This window comes from Rhizobium sp. Nf11,1 (assembly GCF_050587665.1).
GTDB lineage: Bacteria > Pseudomonadota > Alphaproteobacteria > Rhizobiales > Rhizobiaceae > Rhizobium.
Window position 1 is genome coordinate 212,089 of record NZ_JBOBHU010000004.1, and the last position, 26,109, is coordinate 238,197.

Sequence of the window (26,109 nt, forward strand, 5' to 3'; positions counted from 1 at the left end):
AATGATCAAGTCCGTACCCACCACGCCCTATCTGGACCAGAAACCCGGCACGTCCGGTCTGCGTAAGAAGGTTCCGGTCTTCCAGCAGCCGAATTATGCCGAGAATTTCATCCAGGCGATCTTCGATTCGCTGGAAGGCTATCAGGGCAAGTGCCTCGTCATCGGCGGCGACGGACGTTACTACAATCGCGAAGTCATCCAGAAGGCGATCAAGATGGCCGCTGCCAACGGCTTCGGCAAGGTCATGGTCGGCAAGGGCGGCATTCTGTCGACGCCGGCCGCCTCCCACATCATCCGCAAGTACAAGGCCTTCGGCGGCATCATCCTCTCCGCCAGCCACAATCCCGGCGGCCCGACCGAAGACTTCGGCATCAAATACAATATCAATAATGGCGGCCCGGCGCCGGAGAAGATCACCGACGCGATCTATGCGCGCTCCAAGACAATCGACAGCTACAAGATCGCCGATTTCGCAGACGTCAATCTCGACCGCATCGGCAAGGACGAGCTTCCCGGCGGCATGATCCTCTCGGTCATCGACCCGGTCGAGGACTATGCCGCGCTGATGGAAGAACTGTTCGATTTCGGCGCCATCCGCAATCTGATCAGCCTCGGTTTCCGCATCGCCTTCGACGGCATGAGCGCCGTCACCGGACCCTACGCCAAGGAAATCTTCGAAAATCGTCTTGGCGCTCCCCTCGGTTCGGTGCGCAATTTCATGCCGCTGCCGGATTTCGGCGGTCATCACCCCGACCCGAATCCGGTTCACTGCAAGGAACTCTTCGATGAGATGATGGGCGAGGACGCCCCCGATTTCGGCGCCGCGTCCGACGGCGACGGCGACCGCAACCTCATTATTGGCCGCGGCATCTTCGTCACCCCTTCCGACAGCCTGGCCATCCTTGCCGCCAACGCCAATCTCGCCCCCGGCTATTCCGGCGGTCTCGCCGGCATCGCCCGGTCGATGCCGACATCGGGCGCGGCCGACCGCGTCGCCGAAAAGCGTGGCATCGGCATGTATGAGACGCCGACCGGCTGGAAATTCTTCGGCAACCTGCTCGACGCCGGCATGGCGACGATCTGCGGTGAGGAAAGCTCCGGCACGGGCTCCAATCACGTCCGTGAGAAGGATGGCCTCTGGGCCGTGCTGCTGTGGCTAAACATCCTTGCCGTGCGCGGCGAGAGCGTCGCCGACATCGTCACCCAGCACTGGCAGACCTACGGCCGCAACTATTACTCGCGCCACGATTATGAAGGCCTGGACACGGACGCGGCGAATGGCCTGATGGACAATCTCCGCAGCCAGCTTTCCGCCTTGGCCGGCAAAAACTTCGGCAGCCTGAAGGTCGAGAAAGCCGACGACTTCGCCTACCACGACCCGATCGACAAGTCGGTGAGCGAGCATCAGGGCATCCGCGTGCTCTTCGAGGGCGGCTCCCGCGTCGTCTACCGTCTCTCCGGCACCGGCACGTCTGGCGCAACCTTGCGCGTCTATATCGAGCGCTACGAGCCGGATTCGACTCGCCACAACATCGAAACGCAGGAAGCGCTCGCCGATTTGATTGCGGCCGCCGAAAGCATTGCCAGCATTCGTGAGCGCACGGGACGCGATGAGCCAACCGTGATCACCTGATCCGGGGCGGGACATGCAGGACAGCAATTCGGCGCGGGGTGCGATCGTCTTCGAGAGCGGCGTCGAATTTGCCGTGTGGTCGCATCACGCCGCGCAGATCGAACTCTGCCTCTTCGAAGGTGACGGCAACAGGGAATTTGCACGCCTACCGATGGCCCGGGATGGCAACCACGTCCATCGCCTCTTCGTCGACGGCCTCGGTCAAGGCGCCCGCTACGGCTATCGCGCCGACGGCATCTATGCGCCCGACAACGGCCTCTGGTTCGACCCGTCCAAACTGCTGATCGATCCCTACGCCAAGGAAATCGACCGGCCGTTCCGCTACGATCCCCGCCTCGGGCTCTACGGCGAGGACAGCCAGGATCTGATGCCGAAGGCGATCGTCACCACCGACACCCCAGCCGCAATCGACAAGCCGCTCTTCAAACCGGGCGGTTTTATCTATGAAGTGGCGGTGCGGCCCTTCACCATCCTTCACCCCGACGTGCCGGAAGCCGAACGCGGCACAGTCGCAGCGCTTGCCCATCCCTCCGTTATCGCGCATCTGAAGCGGATCGGGGTCGATGCCATCGAACTGATGCCGATTACCGCCTGGATCGATGAGCGTCATCTACCGGCGCTCGGTCTCACAAACGGCTGGGGCTATAACCCCGTCGGCCTGATGGCGCTCGATCCCCGGATTGTCCCCCGCGGCATGGCGGAACTGCGCAGGACGGTCGCCGCTCTCCATGCCGAAGGCATCGCCGTCATCCTCGATCTCGTCTTCAACCATACCGGCGAGAGTGACCGCTATGGCACGACGCTGTCGCTACGCGGCCTCGACAACCTGCATTATTACCGCCACGCCCGAAACAGCCCCGGCGAACTGATCAACGACACAGGTACCGGGAACACGATCGCCTGCGACCATCCCGAGGTCAGGCGCCTCGTCATCGACAGCCTGCGGCATTTCGTGCTCAACGCCGGCGTCGATGGTTTCCGTTTCGATCTCGCCCCGGTGCTGGGCCGCACCGCGAGCGGGTTCGAGCGCGAGGGCGGAACGCTCGCTGCGATCCTTGCCGATGATCTGCTTGCCGACCGCATCATGATCGCAGAACCCTGGGATATCGGTCCGGGCGGTTACCAGCTCGGCAACTTCCCGCTGTCCTTCCTCGAATGGAATGACAGGGTTCGCGACGATCTGCGCTGTTACTGGCGTGGCGACCAATGGAAGACCGGCTCGCTCGCAACGGCGCTTGCCGGTTCCTCCGACATCTTCTCCCGCAACGACGGCAAAGCGACGCGCAGCGTCAATTTCCTCGCCGCCCATGACGGCTTGACACTGATCGACCTCGTCTCCTATGCCGGCAAGCACAATGACGCCAACGGCGAGCACAATCGGGACGGTCACAACGAGAACCATTCCTGGAACAACGGCGTCGAAGGCGAGACCCTCTATCCCAGTATCCGCAAGCGGCGGATCAACGACGTCATGGCGCTGATCTCAACGCTCTTTGCCACCCGCGGCAGCATCATGCTGACGGCGGGCGACGAGGGCGGCCGCAGCCAGCGCGGCAACAACAATGCCTATTGCCAGGACAATGAGATCACCTGGCTGGACTGGAAGGCGCTGAACGAGGATCTCGTCGCCCATACTGCTTTCGTCGCAGGACTGCGCCGCCGCTTTACCGTCTTTTCCGAAACGGGCTTCCTTTCCGGCAACGGCGACGTCGAATGGATCTCACTCTCCGGCGAACCGATGACCGTTGCGGAATGGGAGACGCCGTCGCTCTCGACCCTCGGCATGCTGCTTACCACAGGCGACCGCTCCTCGCGCGGCAAACAGACCCGCCTTGCCGTGCTTTTCAATCGTTCCGAGAGCCGCCAGCTCTTTACGCTCCCGTCAGAGAATGAGCCGGGCTGGCGCCAGTTGACGCCGGAGGGAGCGAAGAATGCCGGTGCCAGCGTGACCGTCGAGCCACGCTCCGTCGCCTTTTTCGTAGAAAAATGATCGCCTCCCCCAACTCACTCAAATCCTTGTCGCAATCGTCATGAATGCACGATAAGGCTTTGCCCGGCGGCTTTTCTCACGAGGAATTCATGGTCACGGAAATTTCACTCTCCGACGTGCGGGGATTGATCGGCATGGAAACGGGTCTTTCGGATTGGATCACCGTCGATCAGACAATGATCGACGCCTTTGCGGGGGCGACCGACGACCATCAGTTCATTCATGTCGATCCCGAGCGCGCCGCCGCTGAAAGCCCCTTCGGCGGCACGATCGCCCATGGTTTCCTGACGCTGTCCCTGCTGTCGGCGATGAACTACAACTGCCTGCCGAGGGTGCGCGAGCAGACCATGGGCATCAACTACGGCTTCGACCGGGTCCGCTTCATGACCCCGGTCAGGAGCGGCGCCCGTGTTCGCGGCCGCTTCCTGCTCTCCGACGCCCGCTTCCGCGGCGGCGGCATGCTGATGACCACCTACGATGTGACGATCGAAATCGAAAACGAGAAGAAGCCGGCCCTGACGGCAAGATGGATCACCATCATCCAGTTCGACCCGAAGGACCGGCCGGAAGACGCGTAGACAAGAGCCGCTTTCCTACGCACCCGGATTGATGGCTTCGCCGTATCCATCACAGATGCCAGGCATTGGCACGAATGGGCCCGCAACTGTCATTTGCGGCCCCTGCAAATTTCATCTGGCTCTTAAGCCACCGGCCCAAAAGCCTCAATGCCCGGCATCTTCCGCCGCCTCGGCCAGCAGCCCGAAGACGTAATCGGAAAACGACCGCCAGCACTCCACCCGAAACGTGTCTTCTTCCGTGCGGAAAAGTACGATCTCCGCCTTGCCGAAGACCGTGCGCGAGGCCGCGCCGACTGGAAAGGACGACAGCGACAGGTCCTGGGGGCAGCCGGCCGCAAGCGTCGCCTCCGCACCCGGCCCGGAGACGATGACCGCCACGTTGCGGTGGGAAACGTCGGTCGCCGAATGCAGCGCGCCGGCGCTGGAACATGCCGCCATCAGATCGCCACCGGCCTCATCGATCAACAGCCACTCGTCCGGCCCGAGCCAGAGCGCCGAGCGCGCACCGGCGCGGCCGGACGTCTTCGGCGTGGTCGGCACAGAGAGGCCGAGAGCCAAAGAAAGTGCTTTGAGCGACCCCGCCGGCGTGCGCAGCGCCACGCGGCTTGCGGGCGGTGCGACGGCCAGACGCACAGTGGCGGAGCCGCCGAGACGGCCGGCCAGCGCCGGCTTGCGAATTGCGACATCAGCCATGGATGCGGCCTCCTTCCTTGTCAAAGAATACCAGATCCGTCACTTCGACGGCGATCGTCCGATCCGGCATCGGCACATAAAGCGTCTCGCCCATCCGCGCCCGGCCGCCGGCGACCAGAGCGAAGGCGATCGACCTGCCGCAATTTTCCGACCAATAGGCCGATGTGACATGGCCGAGCATCGTCATCGGCTTCGGCTCGTTCGGGCTAGCGACGACCTGCGCGCCTTCTTCGAGCACCAACTTCGGATCCTTGGTAACGAGGCCGACGAGCTGCTTGCGTCCCTCCTTGACGAGGTCCGGCCGCTGCAGCCCGCGAATGCCGACGAAGTCCTTCTTCTTCTTCGAAACGGCCCAGGCGACGCCCGCGTCGTCGGGGGTTACGGTCCCGTCCGTATCCTGGCCGACGATGATATAGCCCTTCTCGGCGCGCAGGACGTGCATGGTCTCAGTGCCGTAGACGCAGGCGCCGAGCGGTTCGGCATTGGCCCAGACCGCTTCGAGCACCGACTGGCCGTAGTCGGCCGGCACGTTGATTTCGAAACCGATTTCTCCCGTGAAGGAAACGCGGAAGAGCCGCGCCGGTACGCCGCAGACCGTGCACTCGGCAACGCTCATATGCGGGAAGGCCTCGTTGGAAAGATCGACCCCTTCGACGAGAGGCTCGACGATCTCGCGCGCCTTCGGTCCCTGGACGGCGATGACAGCCCATTGTTCGGTCACCGAGGTCAGCCACACCTTCAGATCGGGGAATTCCGTCTGCAGGTAATCTTCCATGTGATGGAGAACACGCGGCGCTCCGCCTGTCGTCGTCGTCACGTGAAAACGATCCTCTGCCAGACGCCCGACGACGCCGTCGTCATAAACGAAGCCGTCCTCACGTGTCATGATGCCGTAGCGCGCCTTGCCGGGCTTCAGCGTATCCCAGGCATTGGTGTAGATCAGATTGAGGAATTTCGCCGCATCCGGGCCTACCACTTCGATCTTGCCGAGCGTAGAGGCATCGAAGATGCCTGCCGACTCGCGGGCCGTCCGGCACTCGCGCGCGACCGCCTGGTGCATGTTCTCGCCCGAGCGCGGATAGAACCAGGCGCGCTTCCAGTTGCCGACATCCTCGAAAACGGCGCCATGCGCTTCTTCCCAGTCGTGCAGCGGCGTCTTGCGCGTCGGATCGAACAGCTTTCCGCGTGAATGGCCGATCAGCGTACCATAGGTCACCGGCGTATAGGGTGCGCGGAAAGTCGTGAGACCGACCCGCGGGATTTCCTTGCCGAGCATTTCGGCGGCAATCGCCAGGCCATGCATATTCGAAAGCTTGCCCTGATCCGAGGCCATGCCGTTGGTCGTAAACCGCTTGATATGCTCGATCGAATGCATGCCTTCGCGCACGGCAAGGCGGATATCCTTGGCGCAGACGTCATGCTGGAAATCGATGAAGGCCTTGGCGTTCGTCTTCGGTCCGGCGCCTTCGGCAGCGCCGATCATCCCGCCCGTCCAGTCATAGGGCTGCTCGGCCGAAATCGTGATTTTCCCGCCGCCGCTCTTGCCCGCGGCCTGCGCCATCAGTTCGCCTGCGGCAAGCGATTCCTCGACCGTTCGCTGCAGGTCGTCGGTGCCGTTACAGGCGCCGACCGAAAGGCAATCCTGCGCATAGGTGCCGGGCAGGAAACGCTGGCTTTCCGCTTCGAAGGCCACCTTGCCGCGGGACTGCGAGAACAGATGCACGGATGGCGTCCAGCCGGCCGAAACCAGAAGCGCATCAACCGGGATCTTGCGCGGCGAACCGCCGCCGTTGCGCGCTACTGTCATCGATGAGATGCGCAGCCGCCCCGCCGTATTGATGACCGACTGGCCGGTAAGAACATCTATGCCGAGTGCACGCGCCTCCGCCAGCACTGCAGCACCCGGCGCCTGCCTGCAATCGACGATGGCGGCGACCGAAACACCGGCCCGCTTGAGATCGAAAGCCGCCTCATAGGCAGAGTCGTGCGCCGTGTAGATGCCGACATTGTTTCCGACGGCGACACCGTAATGATTGAGGTACATCCGCCCCGCCGAGGCGAGCATGATGCCGGGCCGGTCATTGTTGGGAAATACCATGTGCCGCTCGATCGAGCCGGTGGCGAGAATCACCCGCTTGGCCCGGACCTGCCACAGCCGCTCGCGCGGCAGATCACGGGAAGGCTTGGCCATGTGATCGGTGACGCGCTCGGCAAGGCCGACGAAATTATGGTTGTAGTAGCCGAAGGCGGTCGTGCGGGTGAGCACTTCGACATTGTCCATCGCCTTCAGCCGCGCCACAGTCTTCTGCGCCCAGGCGTAACCATCCTGCCCGTCGATCCTCACCCCCGCATCGTAGCGCAGCGCACCGCCGGCTTCCGCCTGCTCGTCGCAGAGGATCACCTTCGCGCCGGTCTCGGCCGCGGCCAGCGCCGCCGAAAGCCCGGCCACCCCAGCACCGACCACGAGCACGTCGCAATGGGCGTAACGGCTGGCATAATGGTCCGGATCTTCTTCCGTCGGCGCGACGCCGAGACCGGCAGCGCGGCGGATGAACGGTTCGTAGACATGTTTCCAGGCGGAGCGCGGCCACATGAAGGTCTTGTAGTAGAAGCCGGCGGCGAAGAACGGCGACATCAGGTTGTTGACCGCACCGACGTCATAGGCAAGCGAAGGCCAGCGGTTCTGCGACTGGACGATCATGCCGTCGAAGATTTCCTGCACCGTAGCGCGGACGTTCGGCTGCTTGCGCGCCTTGTCACGCGCGACATCGATCAGCGCGTTCGGCTCTTCGGCGCCTGCCGAGAGGATGCCGCGAGCCCGATGATATTTGAACGAACGGCCGACGAGATGAATGCCGTTGGCGATCAGCGCCGAAGCGACGGTATCGCCTTCCAGCGCCGTATAGCTCTTGCCGTCGAAGCTGAAGCGCGCGGTCTTTGCAGGCGTCAGACGCCCCTTCCCGGCGATACGATTAGCACCGCTCATTGGGCCTCTCCTTCCACCGCTTCATAGGTCTCGACAGGGCTATGCTGTTCGGCCTCGGCACCGATCCGCGGCTTCGGCTCGCCCGCCTTGTAGGTCATGATGAACTTGTCGCTCACCGTATCGCGCGCCGCGTTGAAGAACCGGCCGCAGCCGTGAATATGCCGCCAGCGTTCGAAGATCAGCCCCTTCGGGTTGTCGCGGAGGAAGAAGTATTCTTCAAATTCCTCGTCCGAGACCGAGGCGATATCAGCGGGCCGCACAATATGCGCGTCACCCGCGCCGCGGAATTCGAGCTCGGAACGCTCTTCCTGACAGTAAGGGCAATGGATCAGCAGCATGTGAGATTTCCTTCTCCTCCCCTTCTCCCCAGCAGGGAGAAGGTGCTTTCAAGGCGGATGAGGGCGTGAATAACGAAAGAAGCGAGCGTCTGAGCGAACACGTTCATCATCAGTGCGCCACCGCCGCAGCCGCCGCTTCATCAATCAGCCGGCCGCTGCGGAAGCGTTCCAGCGTCAGGCCGGCATTGAACTTGTGCGCTTCATCGCGGGCGATGAGGTGCGCAAAGAGATTGGCCGAGCCCGGCGTTGCCTTGAAGCCGCCGGTGCCCCAACCGCAATTGACGTAAAGCCCGGGAACCGGCGTCTTTGACTGGATCGCCGAACGGTCCGGCGTATTGTCGACGATGCCGCCCCATTGCCGCATCATCTTCACGCGCCGGAACATCGGAAAGAGTTCGCAGATGGCGTCGAGCGTATGCGTGATGATCTGCAGTCCGCCGGTCTGGGAATAGGAATTATACTGGTCGGTACCGGCGCCGATGACGAGCTCGCCCTTGTCGGACTGGGAGATGTAGGCATGCACCGTGTTCGACATGACGACGCAGGGGAAGATCGGCTTCAGCGGCTCGGAGACCAGCGCCTGCAGCGGGCTCGACTGCAGCGGCACGCGCACATCCGCCATCTTCATGATTGTCGAGGTATGGCCCGCGGCTGATACGCCGACCTTTCTGGCGCCGATGAAGCCGCGCGAGGTCTCGACCCCGGTCACCCGTCCGTCCGGACCGCGCCGGATGCCAGTCACTTCGCAGTTCTGGATGATGTGCACACCCCGATCGGAGGCTGCGCGCGCATATCCCCAGGCCACCGCATCGTGCCGCGCCGTGCCGCCGCGGCGCTGCAGCGCCGCACCGTTGATCGGATAGCGCGCACTGGCGGAGATGTCGAGCGGCGGACAATAAGCCTTGGCCTGCTCCGGCGTCAGCCATTCATTGTCGATGCCGTAGAGCCGGTTGGCGTGGATGTGTCGCTTGAACGACTGCTGGTCGTGAATATTGTGCGAGAGCATCATCACGCCGCGCGGCGAATACATCACATTGTAGTTGAGCTCCTGTGAAAGCCCTTCCCAGAGCTTCATCGAATGCTCGTAAATGTGCATGCTCTCTTCATAGAGATAGTTCGAACGGATGATGGTGGTATTGCGCCCGGTGTTGCCGCCGCCGAGCCAGCCCTTCTCGAGCACCGCCACATTGGTGATGCCGTGCTCCTTCGCAAGATAATAGGCGGCTCCCAGGCCATGTCCGCCAGCGCCGATGATAACGACGTCGTATTCGGCGCGCGGCTCCGGCGAAGTCCACTGCTTCTCCCAACCACTGTGGCCGCGAAGGGCCTCCCGCGCCACGGCAAAAACCGAATATTTCCGCATCCGCCTTCTTCTCCTTCGGGCAAGGGCTGTACTCGCGCCCATACAAATCGCAAATCCAAATGCGGCACAACGGCTGTTTTGCGACGCGCGAGAGCTTCACTTTTGACACTGAACGACATCGTGTCGAAAACTGAGCAATTTGCGATGGTGTTAAGCGCCGCTTCCCAAACTCAAACGAACATCATCCTGCAGGATCTTGCGAAGGTCCGGCCTTCCCCTTGGCGGCAGACCTGACTAGCCCAAGAGGGTGAAAAGACAAGCAGTTAGTATGATGTTAATTTTTCCCCGTTGCCGGGATTGGTGTATCATGTGCATACGGGGGCGGCTTTTATTCCAGGCGCTTTTCATTGCGCTATGCGGCTTCCGGCTGGCAACTGCCGCCGAGCCGGTCGGCCAGGCTGTGGTCATCAAGACCGAGGTGACTGGACAAGCAGGCCCGATCGAAGTCAACACAAGCGTTCACCGCGACGAACGCATCAAGACTTCGCAGTCTGGGCTGGGCCAGTTTGTATTTAGAGACGGCACCAAACTTGCGGTCGGCTGGGGGTCCTCCGTCGTCATCGACAGATATGTTTTCGACGACACCCAATCGGTCAAGCAACTCACCATCAAGGCCGCCAAGGGGACCTTCCGCTGGGTAAGCGGCACTTCGAAGTCCTCGGCCTATCAAATTCTGACGCCTGCAGGCACGATCGGCGTGCGCGGCACCGCATTCGATTTCTATGTCGGCCCTGACGGCACCACCGCCGTCGTCCTGTTGAACGGCGCGGCCCGCTTTTGCGGCCCCGGCGGCTGCCGGCAGCTGCAGCAACGCTGCGACTGCGTTATCGCCAAACCGAACGGCGACATGACGGCGGCCCGGCGAGTGGAGCGTAACGTCCTCCAGAAGCTTGGAAATGAGCGCGCTCTGCCCTTCCTCTCCGGCAACCAGCGGCTTTCGGGTGGCCTCGGCCTGCTCGGCGGATGCAATATGGCTTCGCTGGTGCCGGAAAGAAGCGAACGAGACCGGCCGCCGCCGGCAATTGCACCCGCTCCGCAAAGACAGGATCCGCCACAGAGAGAGGCCGAGCCACAAAAGGAGCGACCGCAGAAGCCGGAAATGCCGCACCACGACAAGCCCCATCATGATAGACCCGACCACGACAAGCCGGACAGGCCCGATAAGCATGAGGGTCATGGCCGGCATGACGAGGACGGCAAGCCGGGAAATCACGGTCTGGATCATCGGGGGCACGACCGCCAACATGATGGAGGTCGCGATCACCATCATGATCATGATGGTGCTGGTGATGGTGATGGTGACAATGATCGGAACCACCATAGGAGCCGTGATTTCAATCGCGGTCGCTGAGGCCGGTCAGTCTGCGGCGCTCTCTTCGACCGCCCTCGGCACTTCGCGAAAATGATCGGTCCTGCCCGATACACGCTCGTAGAATTCCGCCAGACCGCCGAGCACTTGCACGGCCCTGAGCTTTGACGCGCCGATAAGCTTCCGGCTGTTCCGCGAATGCGATTGCAGGGCCTGCATCAGCTGCTTGTGGGCGAGCTCGAGCGCGGCGAATTCCTGGGATGCTGCGACGCGTTCATCGCCGACGACCGCAAGGATCTGCGTCCGGCTGCTCTTCCCTTTGAGCGAGAGGGCGCCGGCCTCGATCACCGCCATCCCCTGCACGGAGCGAGCCGTGCTGTCGGAGATGAGGATATCGAAGCCGACCTCCTTGCAGGACGACTCGATGCGGGCCGCGACATTGACCGCATCTCCGACAGCCGAATAGTTGAAGCGGGTTTTGGCGCCCATATTGCCGACACAGGCAACGCCGGTATGGATGCCGATGCCGATGCCGACCTCCTGATCGGGTCCGAAGCCGAAGGCGTCGCCGGCGTTCAGTTCGGCGAGTGTCTCGCGCATGGCGAGCGCCGTGCGAACCGCCTTGATTTCGTGATCCGCTACATCAACCGGCGCATTCCAGAATGCCATGATCGAATCGCCGATAAACTTGTCGAGAGTACCTTCGTTAGCCACGACATGACGGCTCAGCGCGTCGAGCAATGTATTCAGGAAGGCAACGACATCAGTCGGCGCCAGCCGTTCGCTGATTTCAGTGAAGTTCCTGACGTCGACGAACATTACCGTCAGTTCCCGGTCATCTCCACCGAGGCGCAAGGCATCGCGGTTATGCTCGATGCGATGCAGCAGAGACGGAGAAAGATAATGTCCGAAGGCGCGCCGCACCTCGCGCCTTTCCCGGTCGATCACCAGAATGCGGAACGAGGTTGCGGCAAAATGGATAACCGATCCGCTGACGATCGGAGCCAATGGATCGAGAAGAAGCCCCGCATAAAGAAAGGAGAGCCAGGAGGCCACGAGCGCCATTGCGGTAATGAGCAGGCCGCAGACCAGTGCGACGGCGGGACTGACGAAGGTCGTCACCACGACGAGCAGGCATCCGAGCACCGCGATCGTGAGAATTTCCAGCCCGTCCGCCCAGTCGGGCCGCGACAGGAAACGGCCGGAGAGAATCTGCTCGACGACCTGCGCATGCATCGAAACGCCGGGAACGTTCTCGCCGAGCGCCGTGACGCGGATGTCCTGCAGGCCTGCCGCCGAGGTGCCGATGAAGACGATGCTGCCGTCAATGGCGGCGGAGATCTCGGGAGAGGCGCCTCCGGCGGCGAGCACCTGGCGGGCGGAGATATAGCGCTCGGCTCGGTCGGGGCTGAGATAGAGCCAAAATTCGCCCGCCGCCGTCAGCGGCACGACGAAATCGCCGATCTTTGCCGATGTCATCACGCCGGCGCGATCGGGCGCCCCGGCCAATACATACGTCGATATACCTTGCGCGACGCGCAGCGCCTCGACCGCGAGATTGGGATAGAGCTGCACGCCGTCGGTCAGGAACAACGGCACCGCCCGCACCACCGGCGAAGGATTGCCGGGATTGAGGCTGATGTGGCCGAGCCCTGCGGCATTGGCTTCCAATTGCGGCCTGAGCGGCGTCGATGCCGCAAGATAGGGCGGAGCCGAGACGGGGCTTTCCCCGGTGAAAGCAAAACCCGCCTTGACTGGCGGCCGGTAACTGCCTTCGTTGGAAAGGCCGAAACCGAGCACGACGGGTTTGCCGGAGATCGAGCGGGCAAAGATCTCGTCATTGTCGGGAAGCTTCTCTGCCAGGGACGGATCAACCCCCGCCACCTCGCGCACGACGTTGCGCGGCGACAGCCGGTCCGGCTCTGAAAAGAGAACGTCGAAGGCGATGGCCGCAGCGCCCATGTCAGAAAGCCGGTCCACCAGCAGGGCCAACCGGTCCCGTGGCCACGGCCATTGGCCGAACTCGCGCAGCGACGCCTCATCAATATCGATCACATGGACCGGCATGGGCTCGAATGTCCGCGGAAGCAGGCGTTGGTACTCGTCGAAGGTCACCCCACGGATCAGCTTGAAGATCCCGGGATCGTCTGCCCGCAGCATCGTCAGCGCAGCCACGATCACCAGTCCGACAACGACACCAATTTGCTGCACGCGCGTCATCATCTCAACCGGTGTCCCTCTCCCAAACGACAGGCTACGCCGCTTTGTGTCCGGACGCCATTCACTCATGCGCCCCGACGCTTCTTTTCGCTTTCCAGCCTTCCGCTTCCCGCCGGTCGGCGCAACGGCATCTTCAAATTTGGCGACGCCGTCGTTTCGACCACGCTTTTGCTTGGACGACACGGCTTCGATCTTGTCGGACGCGCGGTGAAATGTTCTTGTAACGGCGCGAAGCGCGAATGCTTTTATATGGAAGAGTGAGGGGCTCCCGTGATTTCCGAAACCGCCGTGCGCCGCACCGGCTATTGGCTGATCGTCGTCGTGCTGGCGATGCTGGCAGGACTGCCGCTGGCCGTCTGGCTCGACATCAGCGACCTCTCAGGAAATACCCTCAGACGCCAGGCGCGCGATATGAGCTCGCTGATATCGAGCATCCGCTCCTACTATTCCGCCAATGTCGTCGGACGCGTTCTGGCCGCGCACGCCAGCGGCGCGACCGCAGGCACGGTCGTCTCCCACAACTACGCCAATATCCCCGGCGCCATCCCGCTGCCGGCGACACTTTCGCTGGAACTCGGCGACGTCATAAAAGAGCAGCAGGCCAACATCACATACCGCTTCGTCTCCGATCTGCCGTTCAAAAGTCGCGCTTCCCACGAGCTCGACGATTTCGAGAAACGAGCGCTTGTCGCACTGCGCGCCAATCCACAGCAGACGTTGAGCGACCTCACCCGCGTCGGATTGACCGATACCTTGCGCTTCGTCACGCCGGTCGTCATGGGCCAGGCTTGCGTTGCCTGTCACAACAGCCACCCGGAAAGTCCGAAGACCGACTGGAAGGTCGGCGATGTGCGCGGCATCCAGGAAGTGGTCATCAAGCAGCCTTATGCAAGCAACGTCTTCGCCTTCAAATATCTGCTCTGCTATTTCCTTTTTGTCGCCATCATCGGCCTCAGCTTCATTCTGCTGCAGCGCCAGCAGGCCCGCGCCATCCATGGCGCCAACCGCGATCTCGAAGCGGCGAACGAGTTCCTGGCGAGCGTTTCCCTGAAGATTTCACGTTATCTCTCGCCGCAGATCTACAAGAGCATCTTCAGCGGACAGAAAGACGTCGTCGTCCATACCGAGCGCAAGCGCCTGACGATTTTCTTCTCCGACATCAAGGATTTCACCGCGACCACCGAGCGGCTGCAGCCGGAAGCGCTGACGGATATGCTCAACGAATATCTGACCGAAATGTCGAACATTGCCCTCGCCCATGGCGGCACGGTGGACAAGTTCATCGGCGACGCCATGCTGGTCTTCTTCGGCGACCCGGAAACGAAGGGTCCGGAGGAAGATGCGAAAGCCTGCCTGCGCATGGCCGTCGACATGCAGCGTCGCCTCGGCGAACTCAAGGACAGATGGCGCAGAAACGGCACCGAGGAGCCTTTCGTCGTGCGCATGGGAATCAACAGCGGTTATTGCAATGTCGGCAATTTCGGCAGCAACGATCGCATGGACTATACGATCATCGGCGCGGAGGCCAATCTCGCAGCCAGGCTGCAGTCGATTGCCCAGGGCGGAGAAATCGTCATCAGCTACGAAACCTATGCGCTGGTGAACGAGATCGTCGACGCCCATCCCTTGCCGCAGATCACCATGAAGGGCATCCAGCGCGAGGTCGTGCCCTATGCCGTCGACGGGCTGAGGCTCGGCGCCGACCACAAAAGCCGCGTCCTCAGCGAACATCTCTCGGGTCTCGACCTGCATCTGGATATGAGCCGGCTGGAGCCTGCCGATCGACTCCGGGTCAGGACGGCGCTCAAGGAGGCAATCGCCGCCCTGGACGAGGCCCCGCTGGAAGCGGCTCGCTTGAGACAGGATGCCGGGCAGGTATGATTTTTCCAACTGCCGCCGATATCCATCTGGACTTCCCCTACTCGATCTGCTATCCCGCATCACCAATCGCAAGGCCGCGGCCGCGCGAACGTTATATTTTTGCCCCTGGCGCTGCGCTGCCTCAGGCATCAACCAAACCAAAGGAACGTGATTCTCGTGCAGGTACTTGTCCGCGATAACAATGTCGATCAGGCTCTCCGCGCTCTCAAGAAGAAGATGCAGCGCGAAGGCATTTTCCGCGAAATGAAGATGCGCGACTACTACGAGAAGCCTTCGCAGAAGCGCGCTCGCGAAAAGGCCGAAGCTGTTCGCCGTGTTCGCAAGCTGGCCCGCAAGCGCGCCCAGCGCGAAGGCCTGGTCGCACGCTAAGCGTTGCCGTCGTTTTTTCGACGTTTTCAGATGTATTGTGGCGGGGGCGATGGGTTCGCCGCCGCCTTTTTAGTTTGCCGCTGAAGATCGCATATCCAGAAATCGGATATGCCGCATGGGGAAAGCGAGCCCGAATGGCTGATACCACCTTCAATCCGTCCCGCGCCTGGCGCTTTCAGAAATCCGCATTCCTGCCGGCTTTGACGCTGGCGGCCATGGTCGGCCTTGCCGGCTGCGAGACGACCAACACCACGGATGCCGTAATCCGCATCGACAAGGCGCAGGGCTCGGAAGAGAACATCGCGTCGCTGACGGCTGTTATCAACGCCAATCCGAGGGATCCCGAAGGGTATAATGTCCGCGGTTCCGCCTATGGCCGCAGCGGCCAGTTCCGCCAGGCGCTGAACGATTTCAACACAGCATTGCAGATCAACCCGCGCTTCTTCCAGGCCTATGCCAATCGCGCGCTCGTCTATCGCAACATGGGCCAGCAGCAGCAGGCGATTGCCGACTACAATGCCGCCCTGCAGATCAATCCGAGCTACGACGTCGCCTATATCGGCCGCGGCAATGTCTATCGCATGGCCGGACAGGACGATGCAGCTTTCAACGATTTCAGCAAGGCGATCCAGCTCGGCACGACCGATGGCCGCGCCTATCACAATCGTGGCCTGATCTATCAGAAGCGCAATCAGCAGGATAAGGCAATCGACGATTTCTCGAAGGCCATCTCGCTCGCCCCGAATTCGCCCGAGCCCTATAATGGCCGCGGCATCTCCTACATCGCGCTGAATGACGACGACAACGCATTTGCCGATTTCAATCACGCGATCGATCTCAACGGCAATATCGCCGAATCCTGGGCCAACCAGGCTCTTGTCTACGAACGTCGCGGCGACAAGGCCAAGGCTGCCCGCTCCTATCGCCATGCGGTCGGGCTTGACCCGAAATACCAGCCGGCCCGCGATGGTCTCGCCCGAGTGGGCGCTCCAGCCGGCTAAGAATGTGATTGGGGCGACCGGGCCATCGGATGCCCCGAACCTTGGCGTTGCAGAAAATCTCCGGCAGAATCTTTATCGATGACCGGGCCCGGTGCGCGTGCAGCAACGGGTGGCGGAATAAGTTGTTATGAAGGCGCCGCATCGCTTTGAAAAGAGAGACGGAAAGACCGCCACCGTCTTCCGTGGCATGTTATACGATGTTGCAACCTGCTTTTGCTCCCCCTAACATGCGGCTGCTTCGATAGCCCGCTATCGGGGTGTGCGAAAACATGTTGAGGGCGGTTTGCGAGAGATGCGGATCTTTGCTTTCCTGACCGCAGACGAAAACTGTTGCGGACAGCGCGCACAGCAGCGCCGCACATCTTTCAAGACGCACAAAGGACGCGGCAATATCGGGACTTGTGGCGGCGGCGCGCAATAAATGAAGATCGTGGCGCTGTTTTTTCCCAAAGCTTCGATCGGCACCTATCTCGTTGCCATGGCGGTGGCGATCGCGTTGCCGATCTTCGCCTTCGTGACGCTGCTTCTGCTGCAGTTGGAGGACAACCAGCGCTCCGCGCTAAAGCGCGAGACGGCGCAGGACGCGCTTGCCCTGTCGCGCATCATCGATCGCCAGCTTCAGGATATGGCGACGACGTTGCGGCTGCTGTCGAGCTCCCCGGAACTCGAAAACGGCGATCTCGCCTCCTTCCACCAGCGCACGGAAGCAGCTCTGCGGAACAATGCGCTCTACGTCCAAGCGGTCGACGCAACTGGCCAGCAACTGCTGAACACACGCCGACCTTTCGGCGCGGAGCTCGGAAAGACGACAAACATCGCCGCCCTCGATGCCGCAATGAAATCCGGTCACATCGAAGCGTCGGATGTGGTCCGCGGCAGAACCAGCGGCGACTGGGTCTACAATGTCATCCTGCCGAGAAAGAACAATCCCGTTTCCGCCCTCATCATCACACAGGATGCCCAGGATCTCGGCCGGCTCGTAACGACCCAGGGTCTAGCCCCTGGATGGTCGGCGGCTGTGCTTGATCAAAGTGGTCACGTGGTCGTTGCCGCCGGCCCGACTGCCCTCGAACCCGGCACGCCCTTCGATCCGCGCATCCTGCCGGCGCTCAGTTTTTCCCGGGGCGTGTTCGAAGACAAGACGATCCTGCCGCACATGCTCCTCGGTTATGCACAAATTCCCGGCTGGTCCTGGAAGACGGTGATCTGGGGGCCGGTGGCGCAGGCGTCGATTCTCAGCACCTGGCGTTTCCTCATCATCGGAGGAGTTGCCCTCGTGCTCGTTGCCGTACTGGCCGCCTATGCCGTCGCGAGACAGGTCCGCACCACCATTCGCGAGATTGCCGACATGGCGAACCGCATGGGTCAGGGCCACATCGTCTCACCGGTTGAAACAAGCGTCATCGAGGCGAACCAGGTGGCGATCGCTCTTTCGAACGCCTCATTCGATCGCAGCCAGACCGAGGACCGGCTGCGGTTCGTCATGCATGAACTCGTCCATCGTACCAAGAACCTTCTCACGCTTGCTCAGGCCATGATGCGCCAGCTGGCCAAACAGGCCGACAGCGTCGAAACCTTTCAGGCTGCCGTCGCCGACCGCCTTGAGGGGCTGGCGCGTTCAATAGAGCTCCTGACGAGCGAGCAATGGGGAGGCGTGTCGCTCCGGCGGGTCGTTGATATCCATCTGCAGGCCTTCCCGCAATCGCGCGACCAGATCGAAATCACAGGCGAAGATTTCGTCCTGAAGCCGGATGCGGTGCAGAACCTGGGCCTTACCCTGCATGAGCTCGCCACCAATTCAGTGAAATATGGTGCGCTCTCCGTTCCGCAGGGGCGCGTCCGCTTCGACTGGCAGGATGTTAGGGACGAAGGCAAGCCGGATGCCCTGCTCCGCTTCACCTGGGAGGAGCGCGGGGGCCCGGCGGTCACCGAGCCGTCGCGCTCGGGCTTCGGCACGACCGTCATCAAGGCGCATGCCGCTGCCGCCTTCCGTGGCACGGTGCAGGTCGATTTCCGGCCTGAAGGCCTGTTATGGGTACTGATAGCCCAGCGCGCCACGCTGGAGCGGGAATAACCCAGGAACAATCGCCACCTCAACCCGTTTCGGACAGGTCGTTTTCAAGGAGAAGGACCATGTTCAAGCAAACGATGATCGCCACCGCGGCTCTGACCGCGGCTGCCTGGGTAAGCCCGGCGAGCGCGGAAAATTATGTGACGCTTGGCCGTCTGGTCTGCGGATCGGATGGCGGTCAGGGTCTGATCGTCACCTCGCAGAAGAACCTCATCTGTACCTATACACCGGCAGCCGGCGGCGCCAAGGCGGTCTATGCCGGCAAAATCGAAAAATTCGGCCTCGACATCGGCCAGACGGGCAAGAGCGTGATGATCTGGCAGGTCCTGGCAAAGACCGGCACCGATATGCCGCAATTCGCCCTTGCCGGCGAATATTACGGAGTCGGCGCTGATGCGAGCATCGGTGCGGGCGCCGGCGCCAAAGTGATCGCCGGCGGCACCAATAAGGCTTTCATGCTGCAGCCACTGAACGTCCAGGCTCAGGAAGGGCTGAACCTGGCGATCGGCGTCGAGAAGATGACGCTGGTGCCGGGCGAAATATGAGAAAAGCCGCCCCAAAGGGCGGCTCATCAGCTCAATGCGCGATCGCCTTGTTGATATCCTCGGTCATTTTCTTGGCGTCGCCGAGCAGCATCATCGTGCCGTCCTTGTAGAACAGCGTGTTGTCGATGCCGGCATAACCCGAACCCAGCGAGCGCTTGACGAAAAGGCAGGTCTTCGCCCGGTCGACGTCGAGGATCGGCATGCCGTAGATCGGCGAGGTCTTGTCGTCGCGCGCTGCGGGATTGGTGACGTCATTGGCGCCGATGACATAGGCGACGTCCGCCTGGGCAAATTCGGAATTGATGTCCTCGAGCTCGAAAACCTCGTCATAGGGAACATTGGCTTCGGCCAGCAGCACGTTCATATGGCCGGGCATGCGGCCTGCGACCGGGTGGATCGCATATTTCACCTCGACGCCGTTCTTCTTGAGATTATCGGCCAATTCGCGCAACGCATGCTGAGCCTGAGCGACCGCCATGCCGTATCCCGGCACGATGATGACCTTCGAGGCATTGGCCATCAGATAGGCCGCATCCTCGGCGGAGCCGAGCTTGACCGTCCTGTCTGACGTATCGGTCCCGCCGGACGCCGTCTCGCCGCCGAAACCGCCGAGAATGACGGATATGAAGGAGCGGTTCATGCCCTTGCACATGATATACGACAGGATGGCGCCGGAGGAGCCGACGAGCGCGCCGGTGATGATCAGCGCCAGATTGCCGAGCGTGAAGCCGATGCCGGCCGCAGCCCATCCGGAATAGGAGTTCAGCATCGAAACGACGACGGGCATGTCGGCGCCACCGATCGGCACGATCAGCAGAACACCGAGCGCCAGCGACAGTGCCACGACCGCCCAGAAGTCGAAATGGCTTTCGGTCGCGGCAAGGCCGATGATGAAGAGCACGATCAGCGCCAGCAGGGTTACATTGATCAGGTGCCGGTAGGGCAGCAGGATCGGCTTCCCGGACATGCGCCCGTCAAGCTTCAGGAAGGCGATGATCGAGCCGGTGAAGGTCAGCGCCCCGATCGCCACGCCGAGCGCCATTTCGATGCGCGCCTCGGTGTGGATATGGCCGATCTCGCCGATACGGAAAGAGGCTGGTGTATAGAGCGCCGAGGCAGCCACCAGCACGGCGGCAAGCCCGACCAGCGAGTGGAAGCCGGCGACGAGCTGCGGCATCGAGGTCATGGCGATAGTGCGGGCGACATAGGCGCCGACGCTGCCGCCGATGGCAAGGCCGAGGATGATCAGCACGAACCCGCCGAAGTTGGGCGTCGCCAGCACCAGCGTCGTCAGGATGGCGATACCCATGCCGATCATGCCGAAGAGATTGCCCTTGCGGCTGGTGGCCGGATGGGAGAGGCCGCGCAGCGCCAGAATGAAGAGAACGCCGGAAACGAGGTAGAGGAAAGCTGCGATACTGGTCATCGATCCCTCACCTGTCCTTCTTGCGGTACATCGAAAGCATGCGCTGCGTGACCAGGAAGCCGCCGAAGATGTTGACCGAAACCAGCACCAGGGCGACGAAACCGAAACCGGTCGCAAGACCGCTTGTGGAGATGCCGACCGCCAGCAGCGCGCCGACGACGATGACCGACGAGATCGCGTTGGTCACTGCCATCAGCGGCGTATGCAGCGCCGGCGTCACCGACCAGACGACGTAATAGCCGACGAAAATCGACAAGACGAAGATCGCCAGCTGGAAGACGAAGGGATCGATCGCCCCGCCCGTCGCCGCACTAGCCGCTTCCGGAGCCTGCGCGGCTGCAGTGGCAACGGCCGTCACCGCGTCGTTCAACTGCTGCAGCGCTCTGTCCATTGCTTCACTGGCCATCACATATCTCCCTTCTTCGCGCCGCCGAAGGCGGGATGAACCACGTCGCCGGCATAGGTCAGCATCGTCGCCTTGACGAGCTCGTCGTCGAGGTTGACGACGACCGCCTTCGTTTCCTTGTTGACCATCGTCTCGAGGAAGGTGACGAGGTTCTTGGCGTAAAGCGCCGAGGCGCTGGCCGCGACCCGGCCCGGCATATTCGCAAAGCCGATCACGCTGACGCCGTCGACGTCGGCGACCTCGCCGGCAACGACCCCCTCGATATTGCCGCCGCGCTCGACCGCGAGGTCGACGGCGACCGCACCTGGCTTCATCGAGGAAAGCATGGCGCGCGAAACGAGCCGCGGCGCCGGCCGGCCGGGAATGAGAGCCGTGGTGATGACGATATCCTGCTTGGCGATGTGTTCGGCGACGAGGGCTGCCTGCTTCGCCTGATAGTCTGCGGACATTTCCTTGGCATAACCGCCGGCCGTTTCCGCCGCCTTGAACTCCTCGTCCTCGACGGCGATGAACTTGGCGCCGAGTGAGGCGACCTGCTCTTTGGCGGCCGGGCGCACGTCGGTCGCCGAGACTGCGGCACCCAGGCGGCGCGCGGTGGCGATCGCCTGAAGACCGGCGACGCCGGCTCCCATGACGAAGACCCTGGCCGCCGGCACGGTGCCTGCCGCCGTCATCATCATTGGCATGGCGCGGTCGTAGACCGCCGCGGCCTCGATGACGGCCTGGTAGCCGGCGAGATTGGCCTGAGAGGAGAGCACGTCCATGGACTGCGCGCGGGTGATGCGCGGCATTAGCTCCATGGCGAAGGTCGAAAGCCCGGCGCTTGCGAGTGCGGCAATCGCCTCGTCATTGCCGTAGGGGTCCATGATCGCGATGACAACGGCGCCGCTCTTGTAACCCGCGATTTCCGATGGGCTCGGGCGGCGCACCTTCAGCACCACGTCGGCGGAGGCTGCATCGGCAAAACTGCCGATCCTGGCGCCTACGGCCTCGAACTCGGCGTCCGGAATGCGCGAAGCCGCACCGGCGCCGGCCTCGACGACGACGTCGAAACCGAAACCCTTCATCTTCTTCACGGTCTCGGCGGAGGCCGCGACACGCGTCTCCCCGTCCGTGGTTTCCCTTGCAACGAAAACAATATTGCCCAACTGCCCCCTCCTCCGGGTCAGCCAGACCGCCGCAGGCTCGCCTGCGCAGGCCAAGCACCTAATTCACAAGGCTTCGGAGAAGCCTCCCCTCCCCTTAGAGCGCCTGCGTCCCCCCTGGACGCACAAAGACGCTCCAGCTCCCTTGAATAGACACATCGTGTTTGCCGAAAATCGATTGCGATTTTCAGGCCGATGCGCCAGCCGCGATCAGCGGAACAGGAAGATGCCGGCGGCGAGAAGAACGATGAAGACGAAGAGACCGCCGAGAAGGCCGGCGCCGCCGAAGAAACCGGCGGTCATCGCGAGCAGGAGAACGACGAGAAGCATCGTGCCGTATTTCGTGCCGGCAATGAACATGTTGTAGGTCTGCTCATGTTCCTTGTAATCCATCGGCGCGCCGGTCTCGACCGGTCCGGTATGATGTTCGGCCATAAATATCGTCTCCCTGAAATGCTTTTGCGCTGCCTGATTCCCTCTTAGGCCGAGGGAAGTCCCTGCCTGCAGGAATTACACAATGACAGGCGAAAGCGCAATGCATGAGAATGCCGCAGCCGCGGGTTCCAAGCCACCTTCTTCCGCAAGGAAAAACGTGAGGGCGCCGGCTGCGGATCTCGTCACGCTGCATAACCTCTCCTCATTCGCAGAGCAGGAGAAATTACAGCGGCAGGTCGGTGCCAAGTTCACCTTGCGGCACGAAGCGCGCCGTCGGGATGATGGTAAGCGGCGGCAGCGTATCGTGGGGATTGCGCGAAAACATCATGCGCTGTTCGCTGGCGCTGGAGATGAAGAAGGGATAGCGCGTCAATAGCTTGCGCCCGACCTCCACCACATTCGTCGCCATCAGCGTCACATCAACCCCGTAACTCTCCGCCAGTCGGCCGGGCACAATAGTATCGGCATAGAAGACCCGTTTGTAGAAGGCGGCATGCGGGGGCCGAACGGACTGAATAACACGGTCAGCCCGGAAATACGCTGCCGCAACGATGGCGGGTCTCAGCGTCAGGTAGGGAACCCATGGCATATTGGCGGTGAGCTCCGGGTCGGCCGCGAAACGCGCCGGGTCGATCAAGGTTAGTCCGGCGTCCAGAAGTTCATCCATCGCCTCGGGAAAGGCCTCTCCGGACCGGCTGATACGATGCTCCGGCGTCACATAATGAATTCGGATCGTACTGACCAGTTCGCCATAATAGTAGAGACCGAAGATATAGGCATGGCTGTCGAAATCGACATCGTCCAACAGGCCTTCCGGGGCAAGCGACAGCGCGCCGTGGGCCTTGTAGGCTTTGTAGCGCAACCGCTCCACCTCCTCCATGTCTTCGCTGCTTTCGACACGGCGATATTCGACATGATCCAGAATTTCCAAAATTTTCGTACTGAAATCACTACGCGTGAACAGTGTGTCTGACATATTTTGATCCACTCGTTAACGGATCATTAATCATACGCCAGCGACATTTAGGCAAGGAAATCCGATAATTCGGACCGTTTATAAAGTATTAAGGTTAACGGCGGGGGTATCACAAGGAAAATCGGCGTCGACCGAAGTCTCAGGCGACCTTGTTGCGGCGACGTTGGACGGCGCGGCGGCCGACGCCCTGTTGCAGGAGTGGGATGTTCTGGGAAGGCACCGGCTGCGAGAAAACATAGCCCTGCACCAGATCGGTGCTGCGGTGTTTGTTGAGCAGAGCGAGCTGCTCTTCAGTCTCGACACCTTCGATGACGATCTTCAGACCGAGTTCCCGGGCGAGATTGACCGTCCCTCGCAGCAGCTTGAGGCGGCGAGTATCCTCGACGATATTCCGCACGAAGGAGCGGTCGATTTTGACGATATCGAGCGGCAGCGTGTCGAGATAACTGAGGCTGGAGAAGCCGGTGCCGAAATCGTCGATCGCGATGGTGATGCCGCGGGCTCTGAGTTCCGCCAGGATGGCGCGCACAGCCTGCGGCTCGTCGATCAGGCAGCTTTCGGTGACTTCGAGATGCAGCCGCGCCGCGTTGAGCCCCGAATCGGCAAGCGCGTCGGCGACCACCGACAGAATGTCGGCATCGCGCAAATCCCGTGCCGAGAGGTTAACCGAGACGGCGATGTGCTCCGGCCAGGTCATGCATTCGCTGCAGGCCTGGGACAGCACGAAACGGGTGATGTCGGAGATGATGCCCATATCCTCGGCGAGCCGAATGAAGACGTCGGGCGGAATCGAGCCCTTCTCCGGATGCACCCAGCGCGCCAACGCCTCGGCGCATTCGATGCGCGAACCGTCGGCCCGAAACATCGGCTGAAAGACGAGGTGCAGCGACTGCGCCGCGACTGCCTCGCGAAGGTCTGCTTTCAGCTTCTGCTGCTCGATATAGCGCCCGTCCATCTCGCGCTCGAAGCCTGATATGCCGCCCTTGAAACGCGACTTGCTCTCGAACAGCGCAAGATCCGCCTTGACGCTCCATTCGTCCATCGCGAAAGCGGAACTTTCGAGAATGGCGTAACCAGCACTGAGCGAAATGAGGAAGGTCAGCTCGTCGACCTCATAATGGCCTTGGATCGCAGCGTGCACGCGACGGATCTCGAGGTCGAGTGAGGCCGGCTCCTTCGCATGCGGGAAGAACAGGATGAACTGGTCGCCCATCAGCCGGCCGAGGATGGCGTTGCCACAGACCTGTTTGATGCGGGCGGCGATGGAGCAAAGCAGATGGTCGCCGGTGACGTGACCGCGCATATCGTTGACATGTTTGAACTCGTCGATATCGAGCACCATAAAGCCAAGCGGCCCCGATTTCCTCGGATGTTTGGCGAGATACTCCTGCACCAGCTGGCCGAAATATTCGCGGTTCGGCAGGCCAGTCAGCGCATCGAAGCGGACCATATGCATGATCTTCTGCTCGGCCTTCACACGGCTGGATACGTCTTCGAAGATCAGCACCGCGCCACCGTCGGCCCTGCGGCTGGCGGAGAATTCGAGCGACAGGCCCTCGGGAAAATGAATGAGCGTGCGCGACAAGTTGCCTTCGGCCACCTGGGTGAGCTGGCGCAGAATGAGCTCCGGCTGTGAGGCGTCCATGAAGCTGTAGCGTGCGCCATAGCGCAGCACGGCGCCAAGATCACGGTCCTTCAGCCGCTCCGGCGCGCCGATTTTCAGCAGTTCGCAGGCCTTGCGGTTGACGACCTGGATGCGGTTTTCGTCATCGACCATGACGAGGCCATGCGGCATGTTGTTGAGCGCCGTGTCGAAACGGTCGGCGATGATGGTGATTTCCCGACGCGCGATAACATTCTCGTACAGAAATTCGCGCACGCCGTTCGCCATCGCCCGCGTCGTCAGCCAGAAGGGGATGAGAAAGATCGACAGCACGCCGCGATAGAAATCGAGCGCCAGCAGGCTGCCGACGATCATCGGCAGGCAGCAGAAGGCCGTCTGGAGGTCGACTGCGAAGCGCGAGCCGTAGTTGCGCCCGACAACGGAAACCATGGTCGCCATGGTGACGGAAATGCAGGCAAGCTCCGCAAAGGAATCGTGCACGACGAAGATAGCATAGCCGCTGGCGATGCCAAGAAGTGCGGTGGTGCAGGATCCGGCGGCAACAAGAATCCGCTCCCAACGCTCGATTCCCGCGCGCGACAGGCTCTGCTTGTCGACACGATCGAACTGCCGGAAGATGGCCATGCGAGCGCTGAAGACCAGAAGGAAGGCGACCGACAGCAGGATGTAGATGGAGTACTGTGTCTTGGCAGCCACTGCAAGGCACGTCGCGACATGGACGATCACGCCGACAAGAAGCGTCATGCGATTCCCGGAAAGGGAGCTCACAAACGACAAGTACACATCAATAGGGACCCTGTTCGGGTTATCTGGCTTCATCCACACTTTCCCTGTGCGCGGGGATTCTAAGGCCAACCCTTTAAAAATTGATTTCAATCGAATCAAACATTTGGTCAAATTTTCTAAAACCAGCGGATGAACATCACAGCCTACGCGAGATCATGCATCCTCCTGGCGAGAATAAGGAAATAATTTATCCACGCCTAGGTTGTTAAAACATCGACGGCCGCCTGTTGCGACTTAGACTATGCTCTAACCAGAGGCATTTATCCTTCCAATTTCAAAAGCCGTGGTCTACACCGATTCGAAAGAGGGAAAGCTGCCGAAAAATGGCAGGACA

The 26,109-nt window shown here is 61.6% G+C and carries 20 protein-coding genes; 9 read left to right on the forward strand and 11 right to left on the reverse strand.

Features of this window, described 5'->3' with window-relative positions:
- The first annotated feature begins 1 nt into the window (after nt 1).
- The 3 genes from ACQ7C1_RS08810 to ACQ7C1_RS08820 all read left to right on the forward strand — a co-directional run bounded on the left by ACQ7C1_RS08810 (nt 2) and on the right by ACQ7C1_RS08820 (nt 4,201).
- Nucleotides 2–1,633, forward strand: coding sequence for an alpha-D-glucose phosphate-specific phosphoglucomutase (locus ACQ7C1_RS08810; protein WP_430958005.1), 1,632 nt, complete (start codon nt 2–4; stop codon nt 1,631–1,633).
- Nucleotides 1,634–1,646: 13 nt separating this feature from the next.
- Nucleotides 1,647–3,623, forward strand: a complete 1,977-nt coding sequence (gene glgX, locus ACQ7C1_RS08815; RefSeq protein ID WP_430958006.1) for a glycogen debranching protein GlgX — start codon at nt 1,647–1,649, stop codon at nt 3,621–3,623.
- 89 nt (nt 3,624–3,712) lie between these two features.
- Nucleotides 3,713–4,201, forward strand: a complete 489-nt coding sequence (locus tag ACQ7C1_RS08820; RefSeq protein ID WP_097597230.1) for a MaoC family dehydratase — start codon at nt 3,713–3,715, stop codon at nt 4,199–4,201.
- Between the two features lie 144 nt (nt 4,202–4,345).
- Here the strand turns inward: ACQ7C1_RS08820 and ACQ7C1_RS08825 are convergent, their stop codons facing one another.
- The 4 genes from ACQ7C1_RS08825 to ACQ7C1_RS08840 form a co-directional block, all read right to left on the reverse strand.
- Nucleotides 4,346–4,894: a sarcosine oxidase subunit gamma gene (locus ACQ7C1_RS08825; protein WP_430958007.1), complete on the reverse strand. Its 549-nt coding sequence runs from the start codon at nt 4,892–4,894 to the stop codon at nt 4,346–4,348.
- Complete coding sequence (locus ACQ7C1_RS08830; protein WP_430958008.1) at nt 4,887–7,880, reverse strand: sarcosine oxidase subunit alpha; 2,994 nt, start codon at nt 7,878–7,880, stop codon at nt 4,887–4,889. Before ACQ7C1_RS08830 ends, ACQ7C1_RS08825 begins: the two co-directional genes overlap by 8 nt.
- A complete protein-coding gene (locus ACQ7C1_RS08835; protein ID WP_085779479.1) occupies nt 7,877–8,218 on the reverse strand; it encodes a sarcosine oxidase subunit delta in 342 nt (113 codons plus the stop codon). The genes ACQ7C1_RS08830 and ACQ7C1_RS08835 overlap by 4 nt, the downstream gene beginning before the upstream one ends.
- Nucleotides 8,219–8,327: 109 nt before the next feature.
- Entirely contained in the window at nt 8,328–9,581 is a 1,254-nt protein-coding gene (locus tag ACQ7C1_RS08840; RefSeq protein WP_221112648.1) for a sarcosine oxidase subunit beta family protein, read from the reverse strand.
- Nucleotides 9,582–9,888: 307 nt separating this feature from the next.
- On the opposite strand from ACQ7C1_RS08840, the gene ACQ7C1_RS08845 reads away from it, so the two are divergent.
- Entirely contained in the window at nt 9,889–10,932 is a 1,044-nt protein-coding gene (locus tag ACQ7C1_RS08845) for a FecR domain-containing protein (RefSeq protein ID WP_430958009.1), read from the forward strand.
- Between the two features lie 6 nt (nt 10,933–10,938).
- Here the strand turns inward: ACQ7C1_RS08845 and ACQ7C1_RS08850 are convergent, their stop codons facing one another.
- Nucleotides 10,939–13,110, reverse strand: a complete 2,172-nt coding sequence (locus ACQ7C1_RS08850) for a CHASE2 domain-containing protein (protein WP_430958088.1) — start codon at nt 13,108–13,110, stop codon at nt 10,939–10,941.
- Between the two features lie 330 nt (nt 13,111–13,440).
- Between ACQ7C1_RS08850 and ACQ7C1_RS08855 the strand changes: the two genes are divergently transcribed.
- The 5 genes from ACQ7C1_RS08855 (at nt 13,441) to ACQ7C1_RS08875 (ending at nt 18,977) form a co-directional block, all read left to right on the forward strand.
- Entirely contained in the window at nt 13,441–14,991 is a 1,551-nt protein-coding gene (locus ACQ7C1_RS08855; RefSeq protein ID WP_430958089.1) for an adenylate/guanylate cyclase domain-containing protein, read from the forward strand.
- 156 nt (nt 14,992–15,147) lie between these two features.
- Nucleotides 15,148–15,360, forward strand: a complete 213-nt coding sequence (gene rpsU, locus ACQ7C1_RS08860; RefSeq protein WP_003585885.1) for a 30S ribosomal protein S21 — start codon at nt 15,148–15,150, stop codon at nt 15,358–15,360.
- Between the two features lie 134 nt (nt 15,361–15,494).
- Complete coding sequence (locus ACQ7C1_RS08865) at nt 15,495–16,361, forward strand: tetratricopeptide repeat protein (protein WP_085779483.1); 867 nt, start codon at nt 15,495–15,497, stop codon at nt 16,359–16,361.
- Between the two features lie 421 nt (nt 16,362–16,782).
- Complete coding sequence (locus ACQ7C1_RS08870) at nt 16,783–18,435, forward strand: sensor histidine kinase (protein WP_430958010.1); 1,653 nt, start codon at nt 16,783–16,785, stop codon at nt 18,433–18,435.
- 59 nt (nt 18,436–18,494) lie between these two features.
- Nucleotides 18,495–18,977 (forward strand): DUF992 domain-containing protein, encoded by a 483-nt coding sequence (locus tag ACQ7C1_RS08875; RefSeq protein ID WP_097597222.1) that lies wholly within the window; start codon nt 18,495–18,497, stop codon nt 18,975–18,977.
- Nucleotides 18,978–19,008: 31 nt separating this feature from the next.
- On the opposite strand, the gene ACQ7C1_RS08880 is transcribed toward ACQ7C1_RS08875, so the two are convergent.
- The 6 genes from ACQ7C1_RS08880 to ACQ7C1_RS08905 all read right to left on the reverse strand — a co-directional run bounded on the left by ACQ7C1_RS08880 (nt 19,009) and on the right by ACQ7C1_RS08905 (nt 25,808).
- Nucleotides 19,009–20,403: an NAD(P)(+) transhydrogenase (Re/Si-specific) subunit beta gene (locus tag ACQ7C1_RS08880; RefSeq protein ID WP_430958011.1), complete on the reverse strand. Its 1,395-nt coding sequence runs from the start codon at nt 20,401–20,403 to the stop codon at nt 19,009–19,011.
- Nucleotides 20,404–20,410: 7 nt separating this feature from the next.
- Nucleotides 20,411–20,809: a proton-translocating transhydrogenase family protein gene (locus tag ACQ7C1_RS08885; RefSeq protein WP_430958012.1), complete on the reverse strand. Its 399-nt coding sequence runs from the start codon at nt 20,807–20,809 to the stop codon at nt 20,411–20,413.
- On the reverse strand, nt 20,809–21,957 hold the full coding sequence (locus ACQ7C1_RS08890; RefSeq protein ID WP_430958013.1) for a Re/Si-specific NAD(P)(+) transhydrogenase subunit alpha: 1,149 nt from the start codon (nt 21,955–21,957) through the stop codon (nt 20,809–20,811). Before ACQ7C1_RS08890 ends, ACQ7C1_RS08885 begins: the two co-directional genes overlap by 1 nt.
- A gap of 207 nt (nt 21,958–22,164) precedes the next feature.
- Nucleotides 22,165–22,389 (reverse strand): aa3-type cytochrome c oxidase subunit IV, encoded by a 225-nt coding sequence (locus ACQ7C1_RS08895; RefSeq protein ID WP_011426827.1) that lies wholly within the window; start codon nt 22,387–22,389, stop codon nt 22,165–22,167.
- A gap of 223 nt (nt 22,390–22,612) precedes the next feature.
- Nucleotides 22,613–23,365 carry an N-acyl amino acid synthase FeeM domain-containing protein gene (locus ACQ7C1_RS08900; protein ID WP_085779489.1) on the reverse strand — a complete coding sequence of 251 codons (753 nt, stop codon included), beginning with the start codon at nt 23,363–23,365 and terminating at the stop codon, nt 22,613–22,615.
- A gap of 139 nt (nt 23,366–23,504) precedes the next feature.
- Nucleotides 23,505–25,808 (reverse strand): putative bifunctional diguanylate cyclase/phosphodiesterase, encoded by a 2,304-nt coding sequence (locus tag ACQ7C1_RS08905; RefSeq protein WP_430958014.1) that lies wholly within the window; start codon nt 25,806–25,808, stop codon nt 23,505–23,507.
- Nucleotides 25,809–26,109: the final 301 nt, after the last annotated feature.